This window comes from Synechococcus sp. A15-127, assembly GCF_014280215.1.
Taxonomy (GTDB): Bacteria; Cyanobacteriota; Cyanobacteriia; order PCC-6307; family Cyanobiaceae; genus Parasynechococcus.
Window position 1 is genome coordinate 1,420,307 of record NZ_CP047948.1, and the last position, 16,463, is coordinate 1,436,769.

The 16,463-nt window shown below is 64.3% G+C and carries 17 protein-coding genes; 7 read left to right on the plus strand and 10 right to left on the minus strand.

Features of this window, described 5'->3' with window-relative positions:
* Nucleotides 1-64: 64 nt before the first annotated feature.
* From SynA15127_RS07410 to SynA15127_RS07435, 6 genes are all read right to left on the minus strand, one after another.
* Entirely contained in the window at nt 65-1,009 is a 945-nt protein-coding gene (locus SynA15127_RS07410; protein ID WP_186483524.1) for a glycosyltransferase family 2 protein, read from the minus strand.
* Nucleotides 1,010-1,096: 87 nt separating this feature from the next.
* Nucleotides 1,097-1,252: a hypothetical protein gene (locus SynA15127_RS07415; protein WP_006171625.1), complete on the minus strand. Its 156-nt coding sequence runs from the start codon at nt 1,250-1,252 to the stop codon at nt 1,097-1,099.
* A gap of 32 nt (nt 1,253-1,284) precedes the next feature.
* Entirely contained in the window at nt 1,285-1,965 is a 681-nt protein-coding gene (locus SynA15127_RS07420; protein WP_186483525.1) for an ATP-binding cassette domain-containing protein, read from the minus strand.
* Entirely contained in the window at nt 1,965-3,134 is a 1,170-nt protein-coding gene (gene devC, locus SynA15127_RS07425; protein ID WP_186483526.1) for an ABC transporter permease DevC, read from the minus strand. The genes SynA15127_RS07420 and devC overlap by 1 nt, the downstream gene beginning before the upstream one ends.
* Nucleotides 3,131-4,042 (minus strand): HlyD family efflux transporter periplasmic adaptor subunit, encoded by a 912-nt coding sequence (locus tag SynA15127_RS07430; protein ID WP_186483527.1) that lies wholly within the window; start codon nt 4,040-4,042, stop codon nt 3,131-3,133. Before SynA15127_RS07430 ends, devC begins: the two co-directional genes overlap by 4 nt.
* A complete protein-coding gene (locus SynA15127_RS07435; RefSeq protein ID WP_186483528.1) occupies nt 4,039-4,782 on the minus strand; it encodes a phycocyanobilin:ferredoxin oxidoreductase in 744 nt (247 codons plus the stop codon). Before SynA15127_RS07435 ends, SynA15127_RS07430 begins: the two co-directional genes overlap by 4 nt.
* Nucleotides 4,783-4,801: 19 nt before the next feature.
* Here SynA15127_RS07435 and SynA15127_RS07440 point away from each other — a divergent pair, with 19 nt between their 5' ends.
* Nucleotides 4,802-6,082, plus strand: a complete 1,281-nt coding sequence (locus SynA15127_RS07440) for a pitrilysin family protein (protein WP_186483529.1) — start codon at nt 4,802-4,804, stop codon at nt 6,080-6,082.
* Nucleotides 6,082-7,338: a pitrilysin family protein gene (locus SynA15127_RS07445; RefSeq protein ID WP_186483530.1), complete on the plus strand. Its 1,257-nt coding sequence runs from the start codon at nt 6,082-6,084 to the stop codon at nt 7,336-7,338. Before SynA15127_RS07440 ends, SynA15127_RS07445 begins: the two co-directional genes overlap by 1 nt.
* Here the strand turns inward: SynA15127_RS07445 and SynA15127_RS07450 are convergent.
* Nucleotides 7,320-7,547 (minus strand): DUF3148 domain-containing protein, encoded by a 228-nt coding sequence (locus SynA15127_RS07450; protein ID WP_186483531.1) that lies wholly within the window; start codon nt 7,545-7,547, stop codon nt 7,320-7,322. The two genes, SynA15127_RS07445 and SynA15127_RS07450, sit on opposite strands and share 19 nt — an antisense overlap.
* 56 nt (nt 7,548-7,603) lie before the next feature.
* On the opposite strand from SynA15127_RS07450, the gene SynA15127_RS07455 reads away from it, so the two are divergent.
* From SynA15127_RS07455 to SynA15127_RS07470, 4 genes are read left to right on the plus strand one after another with little or no spacing between them, the layout of a single operon-like run.
* Nucleotides 7,604-8,170, plus strand: a complete 567-nt coding sequence (locus SynA15127_RS07455; protein ID WP_043691320.1) for a biotin transporter BioY — start codon at nt 7,604-7,606, stop codon at nt 8,168-8,170.
* Nucleotides 8,167-8,646 carry a signal peptidase II gene (lspA, locus tag SynA15127_RS07460; protein WP_186483532.1) on the plus strand — a complete coding sequence of 160 codons (480 nt, stop codon included), beginning with the start codon at nt 8,167-8,169 and terminating at the stop codon, nt 8,644-8,646. The genes SynA15127_RS07455 and lspA overlap by 4 nt, the downstream gene beginning before the upstream one ends.
* A complete protein-coding gene (locus SynA15127_RS07465) occupies nt 8,639-10,789 on the plus strand; it encodes a transglycosylase domain-containing protein (RefSeq protein WP_255475431.1) in 2,151 nt (716 codons plus the stop codon). The genes lspA and SynA15127_RS07465 overlap by 8 nt, the downstream gene beginning before the upstream one ends.
* Entirely contained in the window at nt 10,786-12,387 is a 1,602-nt protein-coding gene (locus SynA15127_RS07470) for a YcjF family protein (protein WP_370593970.1), read from the plus strand. Before SynA15127_RS07465 ends, SynA15127_RS07470 begins: the two co-directional genes overlap by 4 nt.
* A 126-nt stretch (nt 12,388-12,513) precedes the next feature.
* Here SynA15127_RS07470 and SynA15127_RS07475 read toward each other — a convergent pair whose 3' ends face one another.
* Nucleotides 12,514-13,911: an aminotransferase class V-fold PLP-dependent enzyme gene (locus SynA15127_RS07475; protein ID WP_186483533.1), complete on the minus strand. Its 1,398-nt coding sequence runs from the start codon at nt 13,909-13,911 to the stop codon at nt 12,514-12,516.
* A gap of 71 nt (nt 13,912-13,982) precedes the next feature.
* Here SynA15127_RS07475 and SynA15127_RS07480 point away from each other — a divergent pair, with 71 nt between their 5' ends.
* Entirely contained in the window at nt 13,983-14,453 is a 471-nt protein-coding gene (locus SynA15127_RS07480; protein WP_255475649.1) for a nucleoside deaminase, read from the plus strand.
* On the opposite strand, the gene SynA15127_RS07485 is transcribed toward SynA15127_RS07480, so the two are convergent.
* Both SynA15127_RS07485 and SynA15127_RS07490 read right to left on the minus strand, forming a co-directional pair.
* Nucleotides 14,425-15,609, minus strand: coding sequence for an alanine--glyoxylate aminotransferase family protein (locus SynA15127_RS07485; RefSeq protein WP_186483534.1), 1,185 nt, complete (start codon nt 15,607-15,609; stop codon nt 14,425-14,427). The genes SynA15127_RS07480 and SynA15127_RS07485 overlap by 29 nt on opposite strands.
* 96 nt (nt 15,610-15,705) lie before the next feature.
* A complete protein-coding gene (locus SynA15127_RS07490) occupies nt 15,706-16,230 on the minus strand; it encodes an allophycocyanin subunit beta (RefSeq protein WP_186483535.1) in 525 nt (174 codons plus the stop codon).
* Nucleotides 16,231-16,463 lie beyond the last annotated feature (233 nt).

The window sequence follows — 16,463 nt, forward strand, 5'->3', positions numbered from 1 at the left end:
TTCTCCGCGATCGCATTCACCCGAAACGAGCAGGTGTGCGGTTTGAAAGGACGTTCCGACGTTATCAAAGCAAGGGGCAGGGAATGCCGGCAGCACTGGCTTCCCGGAACAGAGCCCGCACGCCGATGCGGTTCAGGGGAAGCCGCAGCAGCTCCATGGCCGTACCCGCATGGCCCCGACGGATGAGCCAGCGCAGCAGGGGGCGCAGGCTGTGCTCATTCAGCAGACCTCCGAGCGTCAGAAGCTCCCAGAGCACTCGGTGCAGCCAGGTGAACTGGATGATGAAGCGCACACGCCGGGTCGGGTGCTTCCGATAGAAGACCAGACCCATGCGGGCCCGTTCCCCTTCCACCTCAATCAGACGGGGGATCTGATCCAGGCTCAGGGCTGGATGCCAGTGGTACCCCACAGCCTCCGGGCACTGGATCAGTTGAACCCCCATGCGTCGGAGTCTTTCCCCGAGTTCGAGATCTTCCCAGCCGTAGAGACGGAATCCTGTGTCGAACAGACCGGAGTCCTCCAGTACATCGCGATCGATCGCCACATTCCCAGTGGCGAAATACGCCCAGGACAGATCACGAAGCTTGTGCCGTTCCGAGGTTGGGTTGTCGAAGTCGGCCGTGTTGACAACGGCTCCGTAGGTGAAGGCCAGCCTGTCCCCGTGGGACTGCCAGTGCTGGCTGAGCGCCCGTGCATGGCAGGCAAGAAACGTGTCGGTCACCACAAGATCGCTGTCAATGAAAACGATCACGTCTCCATCGGCCTGCTGCACGCCGCGGTTGCGGCCCGCGGCAGGGCCGCCATGTTCCTGTTCAATCAAGCGGACGTGGGGGAAGCGGGCAGCGTGCTCGCGCAGCCAGTCGAGCGTCCCGTCGGTGGATCCATCGTCCACCACCACCACCTCATAACGATCAAGTGCTCCACCGAGCTGCTGCTGCTCGAGAGCGAGCAGACACTTCTCCAGGATCGGCTTCCGGTTGTAGGTCGGGATGACGACGCTGGCGAACATCGCGGAACCCTCGTGGCAGAGATCAGAAAGCCTAGAGACCAAAAAAAGGGGCCTTCAGGCCCCTTTGCGATGGAATGACTCGGCGGATCAGTCCGCCGCTCCGCCGTTGTTTGCGGTTCCGGTCACACCGTTGCCGGCTCCCTCACCGCGGCCGTCGTTGCGCAGCTTGCGCTTCTTGAACTTGCGCGCGTAGGCGCGATTGCGCTCCTGCTTCTCCTTCTTCAAGTTCCTGCGCTTGGCCATGGAATGTTGTCTGCGTGACACAGACCATCACCTTACTGAACAGGCGGCAGCAGGCAGCCATCTTCCATTCTCAGCAGCCGATCGGCCACGTCGAGGATCCTGGGGTCGTGCGTGACCATCAGCACGGCGCAGGACTGTTCGAGCGCGAGGGTGCGCAGCAGCTCAACGACACCGCGGCCCGTGGCGCTGTCCAGGGCTGCGGTGGGTTCATCCGCCAGCAGCAGACGTGGATGGGCAGCCAGAGCCCTGGCGATGGCGACCCGTTGCTTCTGCCCTCCGGACAGGTCGTGGGGCATCTGAGCCATCTGGTCCTCGAGGCCGACAGCCCGCAGCCAGCGGCGGGCTTCATCCCGACGGGCCCTGTAGCCAAGACCGGAAAGAAGATCCGACCCCATCTGAACGTTCTGCTCAGCGGTGAGGCAACGGAGCAGGTTGTGACCCTGAAAGATCATCCCGATCCTGCGTCTGAGCTGCTGACGTCGACGACGGCCGGCTCCATCCAGACGTTCACCGAGAACCGTCACATCCCCTGCCTGCACCGAACGCAGGGCACCGATCAGGGTGAGCAGCGTCGTCTTGCCGCAGCCCGATGGTCCGGTCAGCAGCACAACCTCCCCCGGATCGATCCGCAGGCTGATGTTCTGCAGCACCTGTCGGCGCATGGCACCGCGGCCATAGGCGTGACTCAGACCGCTCAGTTCAACGGCGGCCATCAGAAGATCTCCGCAGGATCGGCATCCACAAGCCTGCGCATCGCCAGGAGGGAGGACGCCACACACATCACCAGGATCATCACCAGAACCGTCAGAGCTCTCGTGGCGTTCATGCCCACCGGCAACCGGGTGGCATCCCTGACGAACCAGTACAGACCCTGACCGGCGAGATAGGCCGGCACATAGCCCATCACCGCGAGGTAGACCCCCTCCCGCAGCACCACCCCAAGCAGATGGCTCAGCCGGTAGCCCATCGCCATCAACGTGGCGTACTCGGGCAGGTGGTCGCTCACATCCGTGTAAAGGACCTGATAAACGATGACGCAACCGACCACGAAGCCCATGGCGGCACCGAGCGTGAAGATGAATCCGATCGAGGTGCTGCTGCGCCAGTAGTTCTGCTCGAAATCGATGAACCCCTGCTTGCTGAGGACGATCACGTCATCAGGCAGCCGTTGCTTCAATCGAGCCAGCACCCGATCAGGATCACTGCCTGCTCGAAGACGGATCAGACCGACCTCGATCGCCCCGGGCGGTTTCTGAGGCAGCAGATCGAGAAAGGTCTCGGTACTGGTCAGCAGGTTGCCATCGGCACCGAAACTGGTGCCAAGGCTTACCAGACCGGCAACACGGACGCGATTGCCCGCAATCTCGGTCTCGACGGTCCGCCCCTCGCGATGCCATTGCGCGATCGGACCGAACTCAGGGCGGGACAACTGATCGAACAGGATGCGCCCTTTCTGCTTGAGAACCCCCGTCTTCTGCGCCAGACCGGGATCCATGAAGAAGGGATCATCGGGATTGAACCCCAGAGCCAGAATCGCCCGGTTGCGACGGGTCTCCGGGTTGCGCCAGAGCATCAATCCCCAGTGGACCGGCGTGACACCTTCGACCTCCGGATCAGCCAGGGTCTGCACCAGACGGCGACGCGGAAACCCCGCCATGCGCACCGAACTGGCGGATCGGGGACTGATCAGCACCAGATCGGCATCGAACAGCCGGTGCACCGTGACGCTGGCGTCGAACAGCCCGTCGCGAAAGCCGAGCTGCATGAACATCAGAATGCCGGCGAAGCTGATGCCGGCGAGGGCAACGAGCAGCCGGATCGGCTGGCGCGTCAGCAGCAGCCAGGACAAAGGAATGCGACGGCCCTGCCAGGGCCTCTTCACGACGTCACTCCGAAACGGGCGATCACCTTCAGTCCGGACAACCGGCTGACCCTGGCTGCGTCCTGCGGGTCAAGCGCCACATTCACCTCGACCACACGGGCATCCGCGTCGCCGGTGGGATCGGTCGACAGCACCTGACGCTGCTGAACCTGAGGTGTGATGGACGCCACGCGACCCTGCAACTCACCCTTGAACCCGCCGTTCTCGCTGGTGAGCGTCACAGGTTGGCCGATGGTGATTCTTGAGATGTCGGATTCGTACACCTCGATCCGTGCCTGCATGCGCTGGCTGGCACCGACCTCCATCACCCCTTCCGATCCCGGACGCTCGCCGACCTGGGCGTGCACCCTGAGCACAAGGCCATCGATCGGAGACCTGAGTTCACTGTTCAGCAGATCAACCTGGAGAACCCCGCGCTCGGCCCTGGCCTGAAGCAGCTGTCCCTCGAGACGCCCCAGCTCAGCCTGCTTCGTTTCAAGCAGCACCAGCGAAGCGGCCCCTCCACGGGCTGCTCTGGAGTAGCGCTCGACCTCGATGCGCTGGAATCCGATCTCGCTCTCAAGGCTCTTCAGCAGAGCCGCATTGGCCGCCAGGCGCGCCTGAACCTTGTAACGGCTGTCGAATCGCGCCAGGGGCTGGCCCTCCCGGACCGTCTCACCCTCCGCCACCAAAAGCTCCGCCATCCGCGCACTGCCGGCCAGCCCTGATGAGGGAGCCGCCAGTCGCCGAACCTCACCGGAGGGTTCCAGCTGCCCGAGCGCCGCCACCGCTTCGGGTGCCCGCGTCAGCGGGGCGGGATCTGCCACCTGCTGTGACGTTGACGGCAGGTTCTTGACCACGGCCCAGACGCCGGCGGCGAGCGCGAGAGTTCCGCCAGTCAGCAGCCCCCAGCGGCGCAGCCGACTCATCTCAGAGGAGGCGGATCGTCGAACAGGAGCTGCTCGATGTAGCGATCCGCCCAGGTCGGATCGAAGGCCTTCTCCAGCACCCGGCGGGTCTTGTCGTTGCGCTTCTGCTGGAGGCAATAGTTCAGCTGACCCTCATGTCTGCGGATCGTAGAAGTCGCTTCAGGGGAATCGACTGAGGCACCGGCCACCGCCTCCCGCATCACGGCCAGGTAATCCATCACCAGCTGACGGAACAGCTCTTCCTCGTCAGTACCGTCCGGACGGATGAAACGCACGTAGCTGGAGAAGATCGTCCCCCAGCCAGGCAGTTGGCGAACCTGCCGGAATCCCGGCACAGGAACGGTCTGCAGAGCCGACACCACAGGCGCAGGAAGGTTCTCCCCTGCCGGGGAGAGATCAACGATGGCCGCCGAGATGCCGGCCGGACCCGCCACGACATCCGCTCCGAAGATCGGCAGGTCAAAGCGGGGGTCCGGGAACCAGACGCAGTGCAGGATCTGCAGACCGTTGCCGAGGCGGGCGACCTCGAGGTGAAGCTTGCGCAGCCCACGGCACTGGTGAACCTCATTGGCGATGAACAGGCGTTCACCATCCAGCCGCCCCTGGACTTGCTCGAGATCGGCCGCCAGCGGCAGGAGCCGCAGCTCGGGCAGCTCACCCCGGGCACTGCGGATTTCCTCCGACAACGCCTTCACCAGGGGGTGCAGTCCCTCACAGGAGTCCGACACGGAGGACTGCATCAGGGGCAGCAGGCACAGAATGGAACTTTGCCACGTAGTTCTGAGCACTTCGCTGGTCGGACCTGACCTCACCCCTTGGACACTCCCCAACGGCGTCCGCTGCGTGACAGCGGCGATGCCGGAGGCTGCGCTGACATGCCTTGATCTCTGGTGTCGCGCTGGAAGCGCCAGCGAAGAGAGGGGAGAAGAGGGGATGGCGCACTTCCTTGAACATCTCGTGTTCAAAGGCAGCGATCAGTTGCCAGCAGGTGCGTTCGATCGCGAGATCGAAGCTCTCGGAGGCAGTTCCAATGCGGCCACCGGATTCGACGATGTGCATTTCCATGTGCTGATTCCCGCCGAGCAGACCACCCGTGCCCTGGATCTGTTGCTTGACCTGGTGCTGCATCCGGCGGTTTTGGAGCGCGACTTCAGCACCGAGCGGGAAGTTGTGCTTGAGGAGATCGCCCAGTGTGCCGATCAACCCGACGAACTGGTTCTGCAGTTGCTGCTGAGCCGAGGCTGTCCGGACCATGCCTACGGCCGGCCGATCCTCGGCGCACGTTCCAGCCTGATGGCCATGACACCGGACATGGTTCGTCGCTTTCATCAGCGTCGGTACCGGGGCTCGAACTGCAGTCTCGCCATCGCCGGCGCTCCGGATGAATTCCTGGAAGCACACATCCGTTCCTCAGCGCTGATGGATCTGGAGCCGGCACCGCTCGATGCCAACCCGACGCCGGCTGCGGCCGTGCGCAGCGGCCGCCATGCGATCCGGGTCGATCGCCTCGAGTCCGCCCGGCTGTTGATGCTGTGGTCAACAGCGGGAGCAGCCGATCAGGACACGGTGATGGGGGCGGATCTGGCCACCACGCTTCTTGCCGAGGGACGACGCAGTCGTCTGGTCGGGCGGTTGCGGGAGACACTGCGCATCGCGGAGACCGTGGACATGGATCTCACGGTGCTGGAGCAGGGGAGCCTGGTCACCCTCGAGATCTGCTGCAGAGAGGAGGATCTGGCGAATGTGGAACGGGAGCTCGAGACAGAACTGGCCAGGAGCCTCCATGAGCCACCAGCCGAGTGGGAGCTGAATCGAGCCCGACAGCTCGTTGGCAACGGACTGCGCTACTCACTTGAATCCACGGCGCAGGTGGCTGGCACAGCGGGGAATCAACAGCTCTGGGAGCGTCAGCAGGACCTGTTGCAACCCCTGCAGGTTCTGAACGACTGGAGTGCTGACCGCCTCCTGCAGGAGCTGATGCCGACGCTCAGCAGCGACAGAGCCTGCACCCTGATCGCCACCCCCGGAGCGGCAGCGTGATGGGACGGCCTCAACTGCTGCTCGAGCCACGCTCCACGCCTGGAGTGATGGCAGCCAAGCTGCTGCTGCCCAGGGGAAGCGCATGTGATCCCTCCGGACAGCGTGGTGCCCATCAGCTTCTGGCGGCCCTGCTCACCAGAGGATGCGGTCCGCACAACCACCAGCAACTGGCTGAACTGATCGAAGGCCGGGGAGCAGGACTACGCAGCGAGGCTCACGAGGATGGCCTGCTGATCAGCCTGCGCTGCACCAGCGAGGATGGTCCGGAGCTGCTCCCCAGCCTGGCCTGGATGGTCACGGCCCCGCACCTGGAGCCTGATCAGCTGGAGCTGGAGCGGCAGCTGTCGGTTCAGGCCCTGGTGCGCCAGCGCGAGGACCCGGTGCAGATCGCCTTTGACGGCTGGCGAAACCTGACCTACGGCGAGGGCGGCTATGGCCACGATCCGCTGGGAATCGAAGCGGATCTGATCAGCCTCGAGCGATCCGCACTCGAACCCCTCGCCTCTGATCTGCAACGGCAACCGGCTGTTCTGGCGCTCTGTGGCCAGTGGCCTGACCAGTTGACCCAGCAGTTCGGAACGCTGCCCGGGTTCGCCTCCTGGCCGCCCGGGACTGGCGATGCCGGCAGGCTGCCGGACACCGGTGCGGAGCATTCGAACAACCGGTTGCACGGTTCGGTGATGGCCACGGAACAGGTGGTCGTGATGCTGGGGCAGGCGACCATCCCGCACGGACATCCGGATGATCTCGCCCTGCGATTGCTGGCCTGTCATCTCGGGGCCGGAATGTCGGGCCTCCTGTTCCAGCGGCTGAGGGAGGAGAACGGTGTCGCCTATGAAACCGGCGTGCATCATCCGGTCCGCGCCGGCGCAGCTCCGTTTCTTCTGCATGCCTCGACCAGTGCCGATCGGGCTGATCTCACCCTGCGCCTGCTGATGCAGATCTGGTGGGAGCTCCGGGAGGGGCTCCTCGACCAGGCTGAGCTGGCCCTGGCCCGAGCCAAATTCACCGGCCAGATGGCCCATGCCGGCCAGACCTGTTCCCAACGGGCCGAGCGCAACGTGCAGCTGTGCGGCCTCGGACTGCCGCAGAATTTCGATCAGCAGTGTCAGAGCAGTCTGCAATCGCTGGATGCAGAGGCACTCCGGCAGGTGGCGGATCGCTGGTTGCACAGACCGAACCTGAGTCTCTGCGGACCCCGGCAGTCTCTGGAGACCCTCAGCCGGCTCTGGTGCAGTCAGTCGTCGCGGTCCTGAGCGACGGCCTCGAGACGATCCACGGGGATCAGAAACGTGCCGCGCCTGAAGCGCACAGCCAGGGTGTCAAGCGGGCGCAGGGCCACCACCTCACCGATCTCTCCGGGTTCGACCAGGTCCGGAGGTCGCAGCATGGGCATGGGATCCGCCGTCTTCAGGTACGGCAGGGGTTCTTTCAGGCGCAAGCGGTCGCCGATCGACGCATCCATGGAGTCTGGGCAGGTCTTGCATTGTCAAGCAGGATGGGCCGAGTCGAAGCCAAGCCGTGCGGGCCCTGGCCACATGGAGCGGCGCCCTCGCCGGTCTGCTGCTGATCCTGATCGGCAGTCTGCTGCCGGCAGCCCTGCTGGTGCCGTTGCCGTTGTCGGTGGTGGAGCTGCCGGCGACCTGGCAGGTCCCGGCCCTGCTGCTCTGCGCACTGGTCTGTGGTCCCAGGGCAGGGGTGATCGCTGCCGTCGCCTATCTGAGCATCGGCCTCACTGACCTGCCCGTGTTCCAGAGCGGTGGCGGAATCACTTATGTGCTCGAGCCCGGGTTCGGCTATCTGGCCGGATTCATTCCGGCCGCCTGGCTCACAGGACGGCTGTCCCAGCAGAACGAGATGGGGGATCTGACCGCGCAGACCGGCTCCGCCATCGCGGGGCTGATGGTTCTGCAGCTCTGCGGACTTCTGAACCTTGGCCTTGGTGCTCTGTTGAGCCGCTGGAGCGTCTCCCTGCCGCAGCTGATCGTTCAGTACTCACTGGGTCCCCTGCCGGCGCAGCTCCTGCTGTGCTGCGGAGTGGGCCTGATCGCCGTCGTGCTGCGCCGTCTGCTGATGGTGCCGGGATGAACCATCGCGTGCTGGGACGGAGTGGCGTGATTCTGATCGCCGTCGCCGTTGTGCTCTGTGATCAGCTGAGCAAGGCCTGGATCACGGCCCTGCTGAGCGATGGCCGCTCGATCAAGGTTGTTCCCGGTCTGCTGGATCTGCGCCTGGTGCACAACACCGGAGCAGCGTTCAGCCTGCTGCGGGGAGCGACACCGCTCCTTGGACTGCTGAGTCTGGTGGTGGTCATCGTCGTTCTGATTTGGCTCTGGCGCCAGCAGAGGCTTCCGATCTGGCAGGGGCTCGCTGTCGGCTTCCTGCTGGGGGGCAGTCTCGGCAATGGACTGGACCGCTGGCGGCTCGGCTATGTGGTCGATTTTCTGGCCCTTGTACCGATCGACTTCCCGATCTTCAATCCGGCTGATGTCGCCATCAATCTCGCCGTGATCTGCTTCGCTGTGGACCTCTGGTCGAACCGCAGCGGGATTCGCCGTGGCTGAACGCATTGCTGAATCCGGAGTGTCCAGCCTGGTTGTTCACCAGCTGGATCAGCCGGACCGAAGCATCCCCCTGCATGGAGACGGCTATCGACTCGGGCGTGAGGACAGTCTCGAGGTTCCGCTCAATCACCCGGCCATCAGCCGCCTGCATGCTCTTCTGCAACGTCGTGGACGGCACTGGCTGCTGATCGATCAGGACTCCACCAACGGGATCTGGTGGAAGGGCCGCCGTGTCAGAGAACTGGAACTGCGTGACGGTGACCGGATTGCCCTGGCACCCGCTTCCGAGGCGGGATCACCGACTCTTCGATTCATCAACCCCAGTGAACACAACGGTCGGCGTCTTGCCTGGCTGACCGGGGCCCTGGTGGTGGCGGGTCTCAGCACCACCGGTGCCTTGCTGCTTCTCGCCAATCTCAGTGTCCCGGTCCGCGGGCGGCTGGCCACGGTTCAGGGTCCGATCGCCATCTACGACCGGAACAACCAGCCGATCCGATCTGCTGATTCCCAGCGCCACCGTGAACTCGGCAGCATCCAGGAGTTTTCTCCATCCATCGTCGATGCTCTGCTGGCCAGCGAGGACAACCGCTTCTGGTGGCATCCCGGCATCGATGCCATCGGCACTCTGCGGGCACTGATGACCAATGTCGTTGGTGGCGAGGTGCTTGAAGGTGGCAGCAGTCTCACCCAGCAGCTGGCCCGCAGCCTGTATCCCGATCAGGTCGGGAAGGGCGACACGATCGAACGCAAATGGAGGGAGCTGCTGGTGGCTCTGCAGCTGGAGAGCCGCTTCAGCAAGGCAGAGCTGCTGCTGAGTTATCTGAACAGGGTGTATCTCGGTGTCGGCTTCGGATTCGAGGACGCCGCCCGGGCCTACTTAAACACCTCGGCCAGCAAGCTCAACCTGGAGCAGGCGTCCCTGCTGGTGGGCCTGCTGCCGTCTCCGAATGGACACGATCCCTGCCGTTACCCCCAGCGGGCACTGGAGGCGCGCAATCTTGTGCTCAACAAGATGGCCGATGAGGGGCGCTTGTCCCTGGGAGCCGCCCGCGAAGCCCGTCGTCGACCGATCCAGCTGTCGCCGAAGGCCTGCAGCCTGGTCAATGCCGGTACAGCACCCTTCTACAGCGACCAGGTGCGCCGAGATCTGACTGCCCTGGTGGGACCGGAGGTGGCAGCGGAAGGGAATTTTCTGATCGAGACCCATCTCGACCCTGTGCTCCAGTCCGTGGTGGTCCGACAGCTACAGAATCTGCTCGAGAGCAGCGCGGGCCTCGGCGTCGGGCAGGGGGCAGCGGTGGTGCTTGACAGCCGCAACGGTGGTGTTCTCGCCATCGCCGGTGGCCGGGACTACCGATTCAGCCAGTTCAACCGGGCCACGATGGCGCTGAGGCAGCCCGGCAGCACCTTCAAGCTGATGACCTACCTCGCGGCGCTGGAGCGCGGTATCAGCCCGGGAACCAAGCTGAACTGCGAGGGGCTGGAATGGGGAGGTCAGACTTTTGAGAGCACCTGCAAGGGCGAACTGACGCTGCTGAGCGCCTTTGCGTCCAGCAACAACACCGCAGCCCTGCGACTGTCCCGTCGGATCGGATTGGAGCAGGTCGTGCGTCAGGCCAGGGCTCTCGGTATCACCACAGCGCTCGACCCCGTACCGGGTCTTGCCCTCGGTCAGAGCGAAGTCCGACTGATCGAACTCACCAGTGCCTATGCCGCGGTGGCCAACGACGGACTGTGGCATCCACCGACCACCATCCGCAGGCTTGTGGACGCGGAAACCTGCACAGCCGAGCAGGCCAGGTCCTGCCGCAGTCTCACAGCCACCGGCAGCGGAAGTCTCAACGCCGAGCGTCAGGCCGTCCGGCCCGAGACTGCCAAGCGGATGCAGACGCTGCTGCAGGCGGTGGTGCGCAACGGCACCGGTCGAGGGGCCTATCTCGGCGGAAAGGAGGGAGGCAAGACGGGCACCACGAACGACGGTCGTGATCTGCTGTTCATCGGCTACGAACCCTCGCGTCAATGGGTGCTCGGCATCTGGCTGGGGAACGACGACAACAGTCCGACCGCCAGCTCCAGCGCCCTTGCCGCGGTCCTCTGGGGCGACATCATCCGGGCAGCGGGTCGCGGCAGCGTCACGCAATGATTCCGCCGCGCAGCCGGTTGCTGATCGGCCTTGCTGCAGGGCTCCTGGCCCTTGTGGTGATCGGAGCCATCCTCCAGGCGGTCCGCAGCCTGCTCTGGGATCTCAGCTATCTGCTGCCGGGCTGGTTGCTCACTCCGGTGTTGTTGCTGGCCGTCGGCCTGATCCTCGCTCTCGGGATCCAGATCGGCTGGCCATGGTGGCAGAGCTGGCAGCGACGGAAGCGGCGGCCAGATCAAACCACGGAACCGCAGATTCAGGTCCCGAGCGATCGGCGCGAGGCCGCGACCCGCAGTCTGGACAGCATCGACCGCGTACTGGAACAGCTTCAGGACGACATCACCCGCGAGGGACTGCGACGGGAGCGGCAGCGGGTCGCGGAGGATCTGACGCGCGGCGACCTCGTGGTGGCCGTGTTCGGCAGCGGCTCAAGCGGGAAGACCTCTCTGATCCGTGCACTGCTTCAGGAGATGGTGGGGGAGGTCGCTGCGGCGATGGGCTCCACCCAGCACAGCCGCACCTATCGCCTGAAACTGCGGGGATTGCAGCGTGGCCTGCAGCTGGTGGACACCCCCGGCATCCTCGAGGCCGGGGACGCCGGGTTTACCCGTGAGGAAACGGCACGGAGGGTGGCCGTGCGTTCCGATCTGCTCCTTGTGGTGGTGGATGGAGATCTGAGGGCCTCCGAGTTCGGCGTTCTGCAGTCGATCGCCGACCTTGGAAAACGTCTGCTCCTGGTGCTGAACAAGCGTGATCTGCGGGGTGTTGAGGAGGAGCGACGGTTGCTGGAGGTGCTGCGTCACCGCTGCAGAGGTCTGGTGGAGGAGCTGGATGTGATCGCCTGCAGTGCCTCACCCCAGTCGATTCCCAGACCGGGGGGCCAGCCGCTTCAACCGGCACCGGATGTGGTGGACCTGCTGCAGCGGCTCGCAGCCGTGCTCCACGCTGATGGCGAGGAACTGATCGCCGACAACATCCTTCTGCAGTGCCGCAGGCTGGATGAGCAGGGTCGCCAGCTGCTGAACCGTCAGCGACGACGGGAGGCTCAACGCTGCGTGGACCGCTACAGCTGGATCAGTGGCGGGGTCGTGGCAGCCACGCCGCTGCCCGGCGTTGACCTGCTGGGAACCGCTGCCGTGAATGCCCAGATGGTGATGGAGATGGCCGGCGTCTATGGAGTCGAACTCTCCAGAGATCGGGCTCGTGAGCTGGCGCTGTCCGTGGGACGGACGCTGGCGACCCTGGGACTGGTCAAGGGAGCGATGAGCCTGATCGGAACCGCTCTCAGCCTCAGTCTGCCGACCCTGCTGGCCGGACGGGCGATTCAGGGCGTTGCTGCGGCCTGGCTGACCCGCATCGCCGGCTTCAGCTTCATCCGCTATTTCGAGCAGGATCAGGACTGGGGGGACGGAGGTGTTCAGGATGCCGTGCGGCAGGCCTTTGAACTGAACCGTCGAGAGGCCTCTCTCAGGAGCTTTCTTGAGATGGCTGTGCGGCAGGTGGTGGAACCGTTGCAGCGCCGCCCAGATCGGAAGCTCCCACCCCGGCCAGAGCCTCGGGAGGAGGGGGGAGCATCGGACCGCGGGCGTCCAGGACCGTGATCATCCCGAGATAGAGAACGCCGATGGCGACGGAGATCGCACCGGTGATGATGGCGATCCAGCGGGAACGGCCTCGTTCCTCCTTCATCACAGACTGCGCAGTGGGGCGATTCTGAGGGATGACGCTCAGAGGAGCGAGTCATTGATCAGCTCAGCCAGCCGGTCCAGGTGCTGGGGTCCGGTGTGGGGGTTGCCGAAGACGGCCTTCAGGCAATAGCGGTCGCCGTAGCGCGGTCTCGACAGCATGAACCCCTGACCCAAAAGCCATTGGCGGGTGGTCTGCGACCAGGAGTCGCAATGGTCCGCATCAGCGGCGTGGGGATGCAGGGACAGCAGATGCAGTGAGCCGTCCAGCAGCGTCAACCGGTCCAAGTCCAACCGACGACGGACATGGTCCCGCCGCTCGAGGGCCGATCGCAACACCATCGCGATTCCCTGCTCACCGAGCTGTCTCAGTCCCAGCCAGAGCTTCAGCACTTCGGCAGGACGTGTGCCTTGCAATCCGAGCTCACCGCCATGGGGCTCACCGCTGGCGCCGTCCATGTACGGCAGGCCGGTGGAGAAACTCTGATGCAGATGACCGATATCCCGGACCAGCAGGAGGGAGGACGCTTTGGCGATCCCCAGAAGCTTCTGCGGATTGAGCGTGATCGAATCCGCCTGCTCAAGCCCATGAAACAGGGGAAACCAGTCCTCCGAGAGAGCGAAGACGCCCCCGATCGCAGCATCCACGTGAAGCCAGACCTCATAGCGACGGCAGACGGTGGCTATCTCAGCAAGAGGATCGATGGCACCGCGGATCGTCGTGCCCGCTGTCGCCACCACCGCAAGACAGGGTCGACCACGGCGGTGAAGATCCTGCAGCGCCTGCTCGAGAGCGGTGGAGCAGAGGCGACCCTCGCTGTCCACGGGAAGCTGCTGCAGACCGTCTCCGGCCAGACCCATCACCCGTGTCGCCTTCTGAAGGGAAACATGAGCATCCCGACTGCAGAGGACGACGCCATCACCGGGGCCTTGCAGGCTGCGGGCAGTCACCAGGGCCATCAGGTTGCTGAGTGTTCCACCTGTGGCCAGCACACCTCCGGCGTTCTCAGGCAGCCCGAGTCGCTGACAGAACCAGCGGCAGAGCTGGCGCTCCAGGCTGGACAGGCCTGGGGAGAGTTCCTCGGCCAGCAGGTTGTTGTTCAGGCCTGCACAGATCAGATCCGCCGCAATCGAGGCGGTGAGCGGAGGGGGATCAAGGTGGGCCAGCGCCCCGGGGTGGGACGGCTGATAGGCCCCGTCCATGACAATCTGCAGGTCGTTCAACAGCGCCGGTACGTCGCATCCCTGATCCCCGGGCACCAGCTCCGGCTCGGGACGGACCATGGGCAGCGGTGGGCGGTCCGCGGCCGTGCCAATCCACTCGCAGAGCAGGTCGCTCGCCTGATGAAGAAAATGGCGCAGGACAGGGTCCGGGCTGTCAGGGGAGGCGAAGGGTGGAAGCCAGGTCACGGGCTGACGCAGATCGGAGCTGGCGTGCACCGGCAACGGTGGAGCTTCGCTGATCCTCGCCTTTCGTGGGAACGTGCTCACAGATCGTTCGATGTGCGTTGATGCGGGAAGCCACCGTGCAGCGCTGGATGACCGTGCTGCTTCAGCGGGCGGAGAGGGTCGGTGAGGCCGGGGAAGTGCCGGTGGCAGCCGTGGTTCTGGATGCAGAAGGTCGCTGCATCGGCCATGGCAGCAACCGACGCGAGACGGGGAGGGATCCTCTTGGTCACGCCGAACTGGTTGCGCTCAGGCAGGCCGCCTGGGTTCAGGGCGACTGGAGATTCAACGACTGCACCTTGATCGTCACGCTTGAACCGTGCCCGATGTGTGCCGGAGCCCTTGTGCAGGCGCGGATGGGCTGTGTGATCTTTGGAACACCCGATCCCAAGCGAGGGGGCCTGGGGGGAAGCCTCGATCTGTCCACCCATGCCAGTGCTCACCATCACATGACGGTGCAGGGAGGGGTTCTACGGATCGAAGCCCGAGATCAGCTGGAAGGCTGGTTCAGGCAGCGGCGGCGACGGTCCCCTTGAAGCTGGGGAGCTCGGTCTTGAACAGATCAAGCAGCCGGTCGACGTTTTCGGGGGTTGAGTTGTAGCCCATCAGACCGATACGCCAGATCTTGCCGGCGAGGGAGCCGAGGCCACCACCCACCTCGATGCCGTGGGTGTTGAGCAGATGCTGGCTGAATGCCTTTCCATCAACCCCTTCAGGGATGCGAACGGTGGTGAGGGTGGGGAGCCGATGCTCCTCGGGAACGACCATTTCAAGACCAAGTGCCTCCAGGCCGCTCCAGAGCGCTTCCGCATTGCGACGATGCCGGGCCCAGGACTGGTCCAGTCCTTCCTCGGCAAGCAGACGCAGGGCCTCCCGCATGCCGAAGTTCATGTTCACAGGCGCTGTGTGGTGGTAGACCCTGTCGCTGCCCCAGTACTTGTTGAGGAGGGAGACGTCGAGATACCAGTTCGGCACCTTGTCCCGGCGAGCTTCCATCTTGGCCTCAGCGCGGGGGCCCATGGTGAAGGGACCAAGCCCAGGGGGGCAGCTGAGTCCCTTCTGACTACAGCTGTAAGCGAGATCGACCTGCCAGTCATCGATGTAGAGCGGAACACCGCCGAGAGACGTGACCGTATCCAGCAGCAGCAGGCAGTCATGCCGGCGGCACAGGTCGCCGACTCCCTCCATGGGCTGGCAGACCCCTGTGGAGGTTTCGGCATGCACCATCGCCAGGATCGCCGGGTTGTGCTCGAGGATCGCCGCCTCGAGCTCCTCGAGGGAGAACCACTCTCCCCAGGGCTTTTCGATGGTTCTGACGTCGGCGCGGTAGCGACCGGCCATGTCCACAAGCCGTAAACCGAAGTACCCCTTCACCGCGATGAGAACGGTGTCACCGGGTTCGACGGTGTTCGCCAGGGTTGCCTCCATGGCGGAGCTACCGGTACCGCTCATCGGAAGCGTGAGTCGGTTCTCGGTCTGCCAGGCGTAACGAAGCAGTTCCTGAACCTCGCTCATCAATTCCACGTAGAGCGGATCGAGATGGCCGATGGGCGTCCGTGACAGTGCCTTCAGCACCGTCGGGTGGGCATTGGACGGCCCCGGTCCGAGGAGCAATCTGTCCGGGGTGGCGATCGGATCGAAGCTCCTGCGGTGACTGTCGTCTACGGGAAGGAGTGAGTGGGTCGTCGCCAAGGCCCTGAGCAGGAGGTCTGGCCGCAGATGCTACGCACTCATCTCACCCAGCGGTCGAAATCCGTCAGTTTGCAACGCAGTCGTTGAAGCTTCTGATCAGCGTTGACGGACGTTGGTCTCAGCGAGGCCTCTGGCCATGTGATCAAAGGGCTCTCGGACGGTAGCCAGGCGCTCCAGGGGGACCCCATCGGACCGGAGACGTTCACAGACGACCTCACCGAGAAGCACGATGCTTCGAACCGTCGGACCGGTTGGTACCCCGAGGCTCTTGTAGGTGTCATCCAGACCGTTGAGCACCCGCTCGTTGAGGATTGTGCTGTCTCCAGCCACGAGGGCATAGCTGGCGTAGCGCAAGAAGTAATCCATATCCCGCAGACAGGCCGCGAGGCGCCTTGTGGTGTAGGCGTTGCCTCCAGGGAGCAGCAGTTCCGGCTCATCCAGGAACAGCGCCTGACTCGCCTCGCGGACGATCTCGGCGGCATCGCGGTTGATCAGCTCCACGGCGCGGATCCGAAGTTCGGACTCACCAAGGAACGACTCGATCCGGTCGATGGCCATGCGGTCGAAGTAACGACCCTGCTGGTCATATCGACCGATCAATCCGCTGATGGCGTCGCGCATGCTGTGGATTCGACAGACATTCCCGGCTGGAAGCTAACACCTGTCATCCGGCGAAAAGCCTCTGAGGGCCTGAGTTCCAGCGAAGTTGACAGAAACGGTTACGAGGAGCGTCAGCGGAACCGGCCGGGCAGAGATGTCGCCCCAGGTGATGGGTGGAGAATTTTGTACCCCTTGCTACACAATGGGGTATTCAGGATCTTTACGGTCTTGAAAGCACGCCTAGGGCCGAGACG

Excerpts from the sequence above, each read along its gene's own strand:
- SynA15127_RS07415 (WP_006171625.1), bottom strand. The coding sequence starts at position 1,252 with ATGGCCAAGCGCAGGAACTTGAAGAAGGAGAAGCAGGAGCGCAATCGC.
- SynA15127_RS07480 (WP_255475649.1), top strand. The coding sequence starts at position 13,983 with ATGCGGGAAGCCACCGTGCAGCGCTGGATGACCGTGCTGCTTCAGCGG.
- SynA15127_RS07435 (WP_186483528.1), bottom strand. The coding sequence starts at position 4,782 with ATGCAGTCCTCCGTGTCGGACTCCTGTGAGGGACTGCACCCCCTGGTG.
- SynA15127_RS07445 (WP_186483530.1), top strand. The coding sequence starts at position 6,082 with ATGGGACGGCCTCAACTGCTGCTCGAGCCACGCTCCACGCCTGGAGTG.
- SynA15127_RS07440 (WP_186483529.1), top strand. The coding sequence starts at position 4,802 with ATGGAACTTTGCCACGTAGTTCTGAGCACTTCGCTGGTCGGACCTGAC.
- SynA15127_RS07490 (WP_186483535.1), bottom strand. The coding sequence starts at position 16,230 with ATGCGCGACGCCATCAGCGGATTGATCGGTCGATATGACCAGCAGGGT.
- SynA15127_RS07410 (WP_186483524.1), bottom strand. The coding sequence starts at position 1,009 with ATGTTCGCCAGCGTCGTCATCCCGACCTACAACCGGAAGCCGATCCTG.
- SynA15127_RS07470 (WP_370593970.1), top strand. The coding sequence starts at position 10,786 with ATGATTCCGCCGCGCAGCCGGTTGCTGATCGGCCTTGCTGCAGGGCTC.
- SynA15127_RS07450 (WP_186483531.1), bottom strand. The coding sequence starts at position 7,547 with ATGGATGCGTCGATCGGCGACCGCTTGCGCCTGAAAGAACCCCTGCCG.
- SynA15127_RS07430 (WP_186483527.1), bottom strand. The coding sequence starts at position 4,042 with ATGAGTCGGCTGCGCCGCTGGGGGCTGCTGACTGGCGGAACTCTCGCG.
- lspA (WP_186483532.1), top strand. The coding sequence starts at position 8,167 with ATGAACCATCGCGTGCTGGGACGGAGTGGCGTGATTCTGATCGCCGTC.
- SynA15127_RS07420 (WP_186483525.1), bottom strand. The coding sequence starts at position 1,965 with ATGGCCGCCGTTGAACTGAGCGGTCTGAGTCACGCCTATGGCCGCGGT.